Origin of the sequence: Tessaracoccus lubricantis, from assembly GCF_039544535.1 — a bacterium.
Classification (GTDB): Bacteria; Actinomycetota; Actinomycetes; order Propionibacteriales; family Propionibacteriaceae; genus Arachnia; species Arachnia lubricantis.
Genome location: NZ_BAABLV010000017.1, coordinates 71,519 through 82,471, shown reverse-complemented (window position 1 = coordinate 82,471; position 10,953 = coordinate 71,519). Strand labels below are relative to the sequence as shown.

Genomic DNA, 10,953 nt, shown 5'->3' with positions numbered 1-10,953 from the left:
CATGCAACTCTCGGTGCTCGACCTCATCAACATCCGCAAGGGACAGACCACGGCCGACAGCCTCAGGGCCAGCCGGGAGCTGGCCGAAACGGCGGACCGGCTGGGGTTCACCCGCTACTGGGTGGCCGAGCACCACAACACCGAGTCGGTCGCCTCGACCTCCCCCGCCGTCGAACTCATGTACCTCGGGCAGGACACCCGGCGGATCCGCCTGGGCTCAGGCGGCGTCATGCTGCCCAACCACTCGCCGCTGGCGGTCGCGGAGCAGTTCTCGCTGCTCACCGCCGTCTACGGTGACCGCATCGACCTCGGCATCGGCCGGGCCCCCGGCACCGACCCGATCACCTCGGCCGCCATCCGCGGCCATCTGGGTGGCGGACACTTCGTCGACGTGGACGGCCGCCCCGTCGACCCCGTGCGCGAGTTCCCGCGCAACGTCAGCGACATCCTCGCGCTCCTCAGCCCGGGCGGCGCCGAGGTGCGGCTGGCGCACGGCCGCACCTACCAGCTGCGCGCCGCGCCCGACATCCAGCACTCGCCGCAGGTGTGGCTGCTGGGCTCGAGCGACTACTCGGCGCAGCTCGCGGCGGCACTCGGGCTGCCGTACGTCTTCGCGCACCACTTCAGCGGCCGCGGCACGCAGCAGGCGCTCGACCTGTACCGCGGGAGCTTCCAGCCGACTGACCACGGCGGCACGCCGCGCACGTTCCTGTCCATCAACGTGTGCGTGGCCCAGACGGCCGACGAGGCGTGGGAGCTCGTCGAACCCCACCTGTACACGATGGCACGGTTCACCACCGGCGGCGGCCTGGCGCCGGCGCCCTTCGTGGGGGACGACGTCAAGCAACTGCTGACCGACGACCTGCGCAGCGCGGCCCGGCCCATCGTCGACACGTGGGCAGTGGGCGACCCGGAGCAGGTGGCGCACCAGTTGCGCTCCACCGCGGCCGACTTCGGCGTCGACGAGATCATGGTGCACCCGGTGCAGGGCGCCTACGAGGACGACCCTGCGGACCGCTGGCCGGCCAAGGTACGCGGTCTCGAACTCCTGGCCGAAGCCCTGCTCGCCTCATGACCCTTCCCCCGGGCTGGTGGGCGCGATACAGTCGCCCCGGGCTGGTATACCACCATCTCCGCCGCCGCGGCCGTGTGAAAGGGGAGCAACCATGAGGATCGGCATCGTGCTGGGATCGGTGCGCGAGGGGCGCAAGGGCACGTCAGCGGCTGCCTGGTTGATGGGCATCGCGGCAGAGCGCACCGACGCCGAGTTCGTGCTCATCGACCTGGCCGACTACGACCTCCCGGTGCTCACGGACGAGACCGTGCCCTTCGACTACGAGGGCACCTACCCCCAGCCCAACGTGCAGGCGTGGGCCGACGCGCTGAAGGCGTGCGACGGCTACGTGTGGCTGACCCCGGAGTACAACCACGGCGTCCCCGGCGGGTTCAAGAACGCCGTCGACTACCTGGGCATGGAAATGGCGTTCAAGCCGGTGGCGTTCGTGTCCTACGGCTTCGAGGGCGGCGTGCGCGCCGTCGAGGCGTGGCGCCCGATCCTCGCGGCCATGCACCTGTGGGGTTTGCGCAACCAGGTGGCGCTCGACAACGCCACCGAGTTCGACGGCAACCAGGTCCGGCCAGCTGAACGCAGGGCCGGGGCGGTGCGGCACCTGTACGACGCCGTCGTGCTGGCTGCCACGAAGCTCCAGTCCTGACGACGCAGACCCGGGCAAATCAGACAAACGAATCGCGATAAGGTGGTCATCGTGACCAAGAGTGTTTACATTGCCTCGTCGGAGCGGCTGGTCAGCAAGTCCTCCATTGCGCTCGGCGTGATCGACCTGTTCGCGCGCCAAGTGCGCTCGGTGGGCGTCTTCCGCCCGCTCGTGCACTCCCTCGAGGCCGATGCCGTGACCCAGGCCCTCCTCTCGCCGAAGGGGGTCAACCAGTCGCTGGAATCGGCGGTGGGCGTGACCTACGCGGAGTACGCGGCAGACCCGGACGAGGCCATCGACACCATCGTCGCGAAGTACAGCGCGCTGTCGGAGAGCCGCGACGCCGTCGTCATCGTCGGATCCGACTACGACGACTTCGAGTCGGCGCTCGAACTCGACCACAACGCGGTCATCGCCGCCAACCTCAACTCGCCGGTCATCTTCGTGGCCCGCGCCAAGGACCGCTCCGCCGAGCAGGTCCAGCGGATGACCGAGTCCGCCGTCGACGCGTTCGAGTCGCGGCACAACACCGTCATCGCGCTCATCGCGACGCACGCCGACGAGGGCCACGAGGAGGAGGTCGCCTCGGCGCTGCACAAGGTGCGCGACGCCGTGGTCGCCGTCCTGCCGGACAGCCCGGTGCTGCGCGCCCCCTCCGTCGGCGCGCAGTTCGCCGCCGTCGGCGCCACCCAGTGGCTCGGCCAGAGCGAGTTCCTGGCGCACGAGTCGCTGCACACCATCGTGGGCGGCATGACGCTGCCCAACCTGTTGCCGTACCTGAAGCGCGAGTCCACCGTCATCATGCCGGCGGACCGCCTCGACCTGCTCCCCGGGCTGGTCATGGCGCACCGCTCCCCGCACTACGGCCCGCTGTCGGCCATGGTGCTCACCGGCGGCTTCGAGATCCCGGAGTCGGTGTCGAAGCTGTTCACGGATTCGACGATCGACCTGCCCATCGCCGTCACCAAGGGCGACACCTTCTCCACAGCCGTGAAGCTGCAGGGCGTGCGCGGCACGTCCACCAGCTCGCCGCGCAAGATCGAGGTGTCGCGGGCGCTGTTCTCGCAACACGTCGACGAGGCGGCGCTGCTGCAGAAGATCGATCTCACCACCACCGAGATCCGCACGCCCACGATGTTCGAGTACCAGATCATGCAGCAGGCCCGCGCCAACAAGCAGCGCATCGTGCTGCCGGAGGCCTCGGACGACCGCATCCTCGAGGCGGCAGACGTCGTGCTGCAGCGCTCGGTGGCCGAGCTGATCCTGCTGGGTGACCTGCCCCGCATCAGCCAGCGGGCATCCGAGCTCGGCCTCAACCTCTCCGACGCCACCGTCGTCAACCCGGAGGACCCAGAGCTGCTCGAGCAGTTCGCACAGGAGTACGCCAAGCTGCGTGCCCACAAGGGCATCAGCGTGGACCAGGCGCGCGAGCGCATGCGCGACCACTCGTACTTCGCCACGATGATGGTGCACCTCGACATGGCCGACGGCATGGTTTCCGGCGCCATCAACACCACGGCTGCCACCATCCGGCCGTCGCTGGAGTTCATCAAGACCAAGCCCGAGGTCTCCGTCGTGTCGGGCTCGTTCCTGATGTGCATGAGCAACCGCGTGCTGGTCTACGCCGACTGTGCCGTCAACCCCGATCCCACGCCCGAGCAGCTGGCTGACATCGCCATCAGCTCGGCCGCCACCGCGGAGAACTTCGGCATCGAGCCCCGCGTGGCGATGCTGTCGTACTCGACGGGCGACTCGGGCTCCGGCGCCGACGTCGACAAGGTGCGCGAGGCCACCCGCCTCGTCCGGGAGCGGGCGCCGCACATCAAGGTCGAGGGCCCCATCCAGTTCGATGCGGCCGTCGACGAGGTGGTCGCCGCCAAGAAGATGCCGGGCTCGGAGGTCGCCGGGCGCGCCACCGTGTTCATCTTCCCCGACCTCAACACGGGCAACAACACCTACAAGGCCGTGCAGCGCACCTCCGGTGCCGTCGCCATCGGCCCGGTGCTGCAGGGCCTCCGCAAGCCGGTCAACGACCTGTCGCGCGGCGCCCTGGTCGACGACATCGTCTCGACCATCACCATCACAGCCATCCAGGCCCAGGCCAACTGAGTCCGGACATGACGCGGCAGGAGCACCACGCTTCTGCCGCGTCACTCATCCACCACCCCCCAACGAACAAGGAAGCGTCATGAGCCAGCCGATCCTCCTGCTCAACTGCGGATCGTCATCCATCAAGTACCAGTTGCTGGATCCGGAGGTGGGGGCCCCGGAAGCGGTCGGCATCGTGCAGCGCATCGGGCTCGAGGTCGGCACCATCACGCACGAGGTGGGTGACCAGGAGTACCACCAGGCCCGCCCGTTCGCGGACCACACCGAGGCCGTCGCCGCCGTCGTGAAGATGTTCACCGACCACGGCCCCAGCCTCGACGGCGTCGTCGCCGTGGGGCACCGCACCGTGCACGGCGGCGCCACCTTCGTGAAGTCGGTGCTGATCGACGACACCGTGATCGACAAGCTCGTCGAGCTGTCGGATCTGGCGCCCCTGCACAACCCGCCCGGCATCGCCGGCATCAACGCCGCCAAGGAGGTGCTGCCGGACGTCCCACACGTGGCCATCTTCGACACCGCATTCTTCTCGACGCTGCCCGCCGAGGCGTACACCTATGCCATCGACCACGAGACCGCCCACCGCCTGGGGGTGCGCAAGTACGGCTTCCACGGCACCTCGCACAGCTACGTGTCGAAGAAGGCCGCCGAGTTCCTGGGCCGTCCCGTCGAGGACCTCAAGACCATCGTGTGCCACCTCGGCAACGGCGCCTCGATCTCCGCGGTCGACGGTGGCGTCGCGGTCGACACGTCCATGGGCCTGACCCCGCTGCAGGGCCTCGTGATGGGCACCCGCTCGGGCGACGTCGACCCCGGCCTGCACAAGTACCTGATGCGCACCGGCTTGAGCATCGACCAGGTCGACACCCTGCTGAACAAGCAGTCGGGCATGGGCGGGATGTGCGGGTTCACCGACATGCGCGACGTCGACGCCGCCATCAACAGCGGCGATGAGCGGGCCAAGCTGGCCCTGGACGTCTACGTGCACAGGCTCATCAGCTACATCGGCTCCTACATCGCCGTGCTCGGCGGCGTCGACGCGCTGGTGTTCACCGCCGGCGTCGGCGAGAACGCGGCGCACGTGCGCCGGCCGGTCGTCGAGCGGCTGAAGAACCTGGGCTTCGAGCTCGACGTCGCGGCCAACCTGGCCCGCTCGAAGCAGCCCCGCGAGATCTCCACGCCCGAGTCCAAGGTCCGCGTGCTCGTGGTGCCCACCAACGAGGAGCTGGCCATGGCCCAGGAGACCTTGGACGTCATCTCCCGCTGATGCGAGGACCCGGGGGGTGTCCCTATAGTTCCTGTCAAGCCGCGGCTGGAGTCCAGGGTTGGTAGTAGCTGCTGTTGCGGAGCATGGCGTGGAGGACGTCGACCCGTCGTCGGGCAAGGCAGATGATGGCAGCGTTGTGTTTCTTTCCCGCAGCGCGTTTCCGGTCGTAGTAGGCGCGCGAGTCGGGGTCGTGGAGAGCGGCGGAGGCAGACAGGAACAGGGCCCGTTTGAGGTGTTTGTTCCCGCCTCGGGATGGGTGTTCGCCGCGGATGCTGCTGCCTGAGCGGCGGGTGACCGGCGCGAGGCCGGCGTAGGCGGCAAGGTGGCCGGCGGTGGGGAACGCTGTGCCGTCGCCGATGTCGAGGAGGAGTCGGGCTGCGGTCCTGATGCCGACTCCGGGCATTGACATCAGGAGCTGGGAAAGAGGGTGCGCATTCAGGGCCTCCTCGACCTGCTTCGCGGCTTCAGAGCGCTGCGCCGATCACGAGCAGGGTGAAGACCGCGTACTTGCGGAGGAACTTCATCTGCCCCTGCGGCCTATCCCGGGCCAAGTGCCAGGCTCGGCCAGGCCCACCCACCGGCCCAAGCCAGCCCGCGTTCTGTCCTGATCGGACAAATCCGCACTCTCCCGTTGTGGGAACACGACGAACCGCGCGCGGCAGGGCCAGTCGCGCTTCGCGGACCCCCGCTCCGGTGGCGTACCTTTGACTCCATGGCTTCAGCTTTGATCACGGGTGGCACGTCTGGCATCGGGTACGCATTCGCGCAGGAGCTGGCGAGTCGAGGTACCGACTTGGTCCTGGTGGCCCGTGACGCCGCCCGCCTCGAGGCGACTGCGGCGGAGCTCGGCGGCCAGTACGGCATCGCCGTCGAGACCATCACCGCGGACCTGTCTGAGCGCGACGACATGCACCGCGTCGCCGAGCGGCTCGAGGACGCCAGCCGCCCCGTCGACATCCTGATCAACAACGCGGGCTTCGGCCTGCACTCGACGGCGCTGAACCCCGCCGAGGTCGACGTCAACACCCGCGCCATCGAGGTGATGTGCGTGGCGGTGTTCATCCTTAGCGGCGCCGCCGCCCGCGCCATGAAGGCCCGCGGCCGCGGCCAGATCATCACGGTGGCCTCGTCGTCGTCGTCGATCTTCTCGGGCAACTACTCGGCCATCAAGGCGTGGGCCCGCACCTTCTCAAACTCCCTGGCGCTGGAGCTCAGCGGCACCGGCGTCACCGCCACCGCCCTGCTGCCCGGCTGGGTCCGCACCGAGTTCCACGAGCGCGCCGGCATCAACGCCTCCAAGCTGCCGGGCATCGTGTGGATCGACTCGGGCAAGCTCGTGCGCACCGCCCTCGACGACGCGGCCAAGGGCCGCTTCGAGTCGGTGCCGGACTGGAAGTGGAAGGTGGCGATGTTCCTCGCCGACCACGGCCCCCGAACTCTCACGCGCTGGTTCTCGAAGAAGCTCACGAACTCGCGGAAGCACTGACATGGCCGCCGAACTCGAGTCGAGCAACTCGCGGTACACGTCGAAGATCCAGGCGACGACACGTCAGACCGCGCAGATGCTGCTGCTCAAGCCCGCGCTGCTGCGGCTGCTGAAGGTGCACGTGCACGGCGTCAGCAACCTCGACACCCTCGACGGCGCGTTCATCGTGTTCGGCAACCACTCCTCGCACCTCGACGCCCCGCTGATCCTCTGCTCGCTGCCCACCCGGCTGTCGAAGCGCGTGGCCACCGGCGCCGCCGGCGACTTCTTCTTCGGCAACTGGTTCAAGTCAATGTCGATGGCGCTGTTCATGAACGGCTTCCCCATCGACCGCGGCAAGGGCGGCAAGGGCAGGCGCGGCATGTCCGGCCAACTGCTCTCCGACGGCGTCCCGCTGCTGCTGTTCCCCGAGGGCACCCGCTCGCGCACCGGCGCGATGGGCAAGTACGTGCCCGGCGTCGCGTCGCTGTGCATCTCGCGCGGCGTACCGGCCCTCCCCGTGGCCCTCGTCGGAGCCTACGAGGCGTGGCCGTCGAAGCAGAAGCACCTCCCCAAGGGCCGCCCCGAGGTGCACGTGGTCTTCGGCCGGCCGATGACGCCGCTGCCCGGGGAGATCGCACACGAGTTCAACGAGCGGATGCGTCGCCAAGTGCTGGAACTGCACGACACGACCGCCCGCGCGTACGGTAAAAAGACGTTGGCAGAGTATGAGCGGAATGCCGCGCTCGAGCGGGCCCAGGAGTCTGAGATCGCTACTCTGGCAGAGCATGCCCGGGAACAGGCAGACAAGCAGGAGGATCCTCAATGATCGAGGGCGTCAAGCAGCAGAAGTGGTGGGGCTGGGGCGAAGAGGGCCACAGCTACGGCTACAAGGACAAGCCGAAGTTCGCGCCCTTCGTGATGAAGAAGGTCGGCGTCGACATCGCGCTGCCGGTCAAGCCCATCCCGCCGTTCTCCTCGCTCGACGTCCCGCCGTCGCGGCTGTCGGAGTCGCTGCGCCAGACGCTCGTCGGCATCCTCGGCGAGACGTACGTCCAGACCGACGACGAGACGCGCGTGGTGCACGCGTTCGGCAAGGGCGTGCGTGACCTGGTGCGCGTGCGCCGCGGCGAACTGGGGCGCGTACCCGACGTCGTGCTCTACCCCGGCACCCAGCGCGAGGTCGAACGGCTCGTCGACGCCGTCGTCGATGCCGACGCCGTGCTGATCCCGTTCGGCGGCGGCTCGAACATCGTGGCTGCGTTGGAGGCCGAGCCGGGTGAGTCGCGGCAGGTGGTCTCGGTGAACCTCGGCCGCCTGAACAAGGTGCTGGAGATCGACGAGGTCTCCGGCCTGGCGCACATCCAGGCTGGCGTGTTCGGCCCCGACATGGAGGACCAGCTCCAGGCGCGCGGCTGGACCATGGGCCACCACCCTGATTCGTTCGTGTGGTCCACGCTGGGTGGCTGGATCGCGACCCGTTCGTCGGGCATGCAGTCCGACAAGTACGGCGACATCGCCGACATCACGCGCGGTCTCACCATGGTCATGCCCGGGCGCGTGCTCGAGCTGCGGCCCCTGCCGTCGACGTCGTCCGGCCCGTCCGTGCGGGAAATGGTGCTGGGCTCCGAGGGCCGCCTGGGCATCATCACGTCGGCATGGGTCAACGTGCACCGGGTGCCCGAGGTCCGTGAGATCCAGGCGTACTTCTACCCCACCTACGCCGACGGCCTCAAGGCCTGCCGCCAGATCGTCGAGTCCGACGCCGAGGTCATGATGGCCCGCGTCTCCGACGCGCTGGAGACCGAGTACATCATGGCCAACGGCAAGAAGGGCAGCAAGCTGTCGTCGCTGGTCAGCAAGGGCATCCAGAAGCTGATGCTGCAGAAGGGCTGGGACCTCAGCCAGATCGCGATGAGCTTCGTCGGCTTCGAGGGTTCGAAGAGCCACGTGCGCTACACCAAGGGCATCGTCGGCAAGATCGTGCGCGACAACGGCGGCATGGGCGTCGGCAAGGGCCCCGGCGCGCTGTACGACCAGAAGAAGTACGACACGCCCTACCTGCGTGACTTCATGCTGGACCGAGGCCTCGTGTGCGACGTGTCCGAGACCACCACCCCGTGGGCCTACGCGGAGCAGATGCACACCAACGCCACCGGTGCGTTCTACAAGGCGATGGACGAACTGGGCCTGCGTGGCGTCGTGTTCTGCCACCTGAGCCACTCGTACCACTCCGGCGCGTGCCAGTACTTCACGTTCGCCATCAACGACGACTCCGAGAACAACCTCGTCACCTACGACGTGGCCAAGCGCGCCATCCAGCAGGCGTTCATGGACAACCACGGCACGGTGTCGCACCACCACGGCGTCGGCGAGGAACACAGCCCCTGGATGGAGCAGGACATCTCACCCGCGGGCGTGCACATCCAGCGCACGCTGTTCGAGGGCATCGACCCCGGCCGCAACCTCAACCCGGGCAAGATCATCCACGACGGCGCCCCCGGCATCTCGACGAACTCCGCCGACCACATGGCCTGACCAGCCCTGCCTCCTCGGTAGGTCGGCAGGGGGCCGCTGGGCCGGCGTGCTGTCTGCGACTACTGCGGGTCGTCCAGGGACCTGAGGAACGCCTCGGCCTGGGCGCCCAGCTCGTCGGCCGTGGGCACCTCCTCGGGCTCCTCATGCTGCCCGAGGGCCCGCACCACCTGGTCGTGCTGCTCCTCCAGCGACTCCACCAAATCGCGCAGGTCACCGTCCTCAGCCATCCCCTGGGCCAGGCGGGCGGCGACGCGCTCCGTCTTCGCCTCCAGGGCGCCAGTGGGCAGGTTCAGCCGCGCATGCGTGCCCAGCGAATCAAGCAGCGCGACGGCGGCCTCGGGGAAGTCCGTCTCCGCAAGGTACGGCGGGATGTGGGCCGCCAGGCCCACGGACGCGACACCGGCCTCACCGAGCCGCACGCTGAGCAGCGCGGGGAGTGAGGCGCCCATGCGCATCGTGCCGAAGATCGGCTGGTGGCCGGGGATGAGGTCGAGGCTCGTGGCATAGCGCGACAGCGACACCGGCCGCGTGTGCGGCACCGCCATCGGCACGCCCTGCACGTTGATGACCTGCTCCACGTCGAACGTGTCGGCAAGGTGCACGACGGCGGCCGCCATCCGCTCCCACTGGAACGCGGGCTCCGGCCCGTTCAGCAGCAGGAACGGCACGCCGTCGGCGTCGAGCACGTGGTGCAGCGTGATCTGGGGACGCTCGTACTCCGTGAAGTGGTCACGGTCGAACGTGATGGGAGGGCGACGGCCGGCATAGTCGACGAGCTGGTCCGCGTCGAAGCGCGCCAGCACGTGGTTGGGCAGCGTCTCCAGGAGTTGCTCGTCCACGAGCCGCTGCACGTGTCCGGCGTCCACGAAGGCACCCAGCGTCACCACCATCGCCTTGGCGCGGATGGTGCGGGGGTCGACGTGCGTCTCGAACTGGTACAGGCTGGCGGGGTCCAACATGGAATTCATCCTCCTCACAGAGTCAAACCACGATACGGCCTGGGGTATTCCCTGCGCGGGCGGGCACCCTGGCATTGGGCATCGTAGACTCTGCGGCATGCTGTCTGTCCTGTCCCCGGCGAAGTCACTCGACTTCGAGTCGCCGCTGCCCACGAAGAAGCACTCGGAGCCCCGCCTCATCGGGCAGTCCGACGGGCTGATCGAGATCATGCGCACCAAGTCGCCGGCGGACATCTCTCAGCTCATGCACATCTCCGACGACCTGGCCCACCTCAACGCCACGCGGTACCAGGACTTCACCAGCCAGCACACGCCGAAGAACTCCCGCCCCGCCATCCTCGCCTTCAACGGCGACGTCTACCAGGGCCTCGAGGCCGCGTCGTTCGACGCCCGGGACTTCACCGAGGCGCAGAAGTCGCTGCGCATCCTGTCGGGGCTCTACGGGCTGCTGCGCCCGCTGGACCTCATCCAGCCGCACCGCCTCGAGATGGGCACCCGCCTCACCTCCGCCCGCGGCCAGTCCCTCTACGACTGGTGGGGCACCCAGGTGACAGACCTGCTGCGCCGCGACCTCGACGCCTCCCCCGGCGCCGACGTCCTCGTCAACCTCGCCAGCACCGAGTACTTCAAGGTGCTCGACGGTGGCCGTCTGGGGGCGCGCATCATCTCCCCGCGCTTCGAGGACCGCGACAAGGACGGCGAGCCGCGCATCGTGAGCTTCTACGCCAAGCGGGCCCGCGGCACCATGGCGGCCTGGCTGGTCAAGAAACGGGTGCGCACGCCGTCGAAGCTGCTCGACTTCGACGGCGACGGCTACCTGTACGACGAGGCCCGCTCGACGAAGGACCAGCCGGTCTTCGTCCGCTGACCCGACTCGCGATCGGCTCGGGAAACGGTCGGGCC

Annotated in this window: 9 protein-coding genes and 1 pseudogene; 8 read left to right on the top strand and 2 right to left on the bottom strand. The window is 68.6% G+C overall.

Translation table 11 applies throughout. The annotated features are described in order from the left end of the window. Window position 1: 1 nt before the first annotated feature. The 4 genes from ABEA30_RS05140 to ABEA30_RS05125 all read left to right on the top strand — a co-directional run bounded on the left by ABEA30_RS05140 (window position 2) and on the right by ABEA30_RS05125 (window position 5,088). Window positions 2-1,075: an LLM class flavin-dependent oxidoreductase gene (locus ABEA30_RS05140; RefSeq protein WP_345579957.1), complete on the top strand. Its 1,074-nt coding sequence runs from the start codon at window positions 2-4 to the stop codon at window positions 1,073-1,075. Between the two features lie 91 nt (window positions 1,076-1,166). Next, the gene (locus ABEA30_RS05135; protein ID WP_345579954.1) at window positions 1,167-1,715 is read left to right on the top strand and encodes an NADPH-dependent FMN reductase; all 549 of its coding nucleotides are present in this window, start codon (window positions 1,167-1,169) and stop codon (window positions 1,713-1,715) included. 51 nt (window positions 1,716-1,766) lie between these two features. Next, window positions 1,767-3,824, top strand: coding sequence for a phosphate acetyltransferase (pta, locus tag ABEA30_RS05130; RefSeq protein ID WP_345579951.1), 2,058 nt, complete (start codon window positions 1,767-1,769; stop codon window positions 3,822-3,824). 79 nt (window positions 3,825-3,903) lie between these two features. Next, window positions 3,904-5,088, top strand: a complete 1,185-nt coding sequence (locus ABEA30_RS05125) for an acetate/propionate family kinase (RefSeq protein WP_345579949.1) — start codon at window positions 3,904-3,906, stop codon at window positions 5,086-5,088. A gap of 34 nt (window positions 5,089-5,122) precedes the next feature. Here the strand turns inward: ABEA30_RS05125 and ABEA30_RS05120 are convergent. Next, window positions 5,123-5,563, bottom strand: a pseudogene (locus ABEA30_RS05120) (transposase); the annotation flags it as partial. A 237-nt stretch (window positions 5,564-5,800) separates the two neighbouring features. Here ABEA30_RS05120 and ABEA30_RS05115 point away from each other — a divergent pair. Genes ABEA30_RS05115 through ABEA30_RS05105 form a run of 3 tightly spaced genes read left to right on the top strand, consistent with a single transcriptional unit; the run spans window position 5,801 to window position 9,091 of the window. Next, the gene (locus ABEA30_RS05115) at window positions 5,801-6,574 is read left to right on the top strand and encodes an SDR family NAD(P)-dependent oxidoreductase (RefSeq protein WP_345579947.1); all 774 of its coding nucleotides are present in this window, start codon (window positions 5,801-5,803) and stop codon (window positions 6,572-6,574) included. A gap of 1 nt (window position 6,575) precedes the next feature. Further along, the gene (locus ABEA30_RS05110) at window positions 6,576-7,382 is read left to right on the top strand and encodes a lysophospholipid acyltransferase family protein (protein WP_345579945.1); all 807 of its coding nucleotides are present in this window, start codon (window positions 6,576-6,578) and stop codon (window positions 7,380-7,382) included. Beyond that, entirely contained in the window at window positions 7,379-9,091 is a 1,713-nt protein-coding gene (locus ABEA30_RS05105; RefSeq protein WP_345579942.1) for an FAD-binding oxidoreductase, read from the top strand. The genes ABEA30_RS05110 and ABEA30_RS05105 overlap by 4 nt, the downstream gene beginning before the upstream one ends. Before the next feature lie 59 nt (window positions 9,092-9,150). Here ABEA30_RS05105 and ABEA30_RS05100 read toward each other — a convergent pair whose 3' ends face one another. Beyond that, window positions 9,151-10,050: a PAC2 family protein gene (locus ABEA30_RS05100; protein ID WP_345579939.1), complete on the bottom strand. Its 900-nt coding sequence runs from the start codon at window positions 10,048-10,050 to the stop codon at window positions 9,151-9,153. A 97-nt stretch (window positions 10,051-10,147) separates the two neighbouring features. On the opposite strand from ABEA30_RS05100, the gene yaaA reads away from it, so the two are divergent. Continuing rightward, window positions 10,148-10,918 (top strand): peroxide stress protein YaaA, encoded by a 771-nt coding sequence (gene yaaA / locus ABEA30_RS05095; protein ID WP_345579936.1) that lies wholly within the window; start codon window positions 10,148-10,150, stop codon window positions 10,916-10,918. The last annotated feature ends 35 nt before the right edge of the window (window positions 10,919-10,953 follow it).

Bases quoted from the DNA above. Each gene is read 5' to 3' on its own strand.
- ABEA30_RS05115 (WP_345579947.1), top strand. From the start codon at position 5,801: ATGGCTTCAGCTTTGATCACGGGTGGCACGTCTGGCATCGGGTACGCA.
- ABEA30_RS05125 (WP_345579949.1), top strand. From the start codon at position 3,904: ATGAGCCAGCCGATCCTCCTGCTCAACTGCGGATCGTCATCCATCAAG.
- ABEA30_RS05110 (WP_345579945.1), top strand. From the start codon at position 6,576: ATGGCCGCCGAACTCGAGTCGAGCAACTCGCGGTACACGTCGAAGATC.
- ABEA30_RS05140 (WP_345579957.1), top strand. From the start codon at position 2: ATGCAACTCTCGGTGCTCGACCTCATCAACATCCGCAAGGGACAGACC.
- yaaA (WP_345579936.1), top strand. From the start codon at position 10,148: ATGCTGTCTGTCCTGTCCCCGGCGAAGTCACTCGACTTCGAGTCGCCG.
- ABEA30_RS05100 (WP_345579939.1), bottom strand. From the start codon at position 10,050: ATGTTGGACCCCGCCAGCCTGTACCAGTTCGAGACGCACGTCGACCCC.
- ABEA30_RS05105 (WP_345579942.1), top strand. From the start codon at position 7,379: ATGATCGAGGGCGTCAAGCAGCAGAAGTGGTGGGGCTGGGGCGAAGAG.
- ABEA30_RS05135 (WP_345579954.1), top strand. From the start codon at position 1,167: ATGAGGATCGGCATCGTGCTGGGATCGGTGCGCGAGGGGCGCAAGGGC.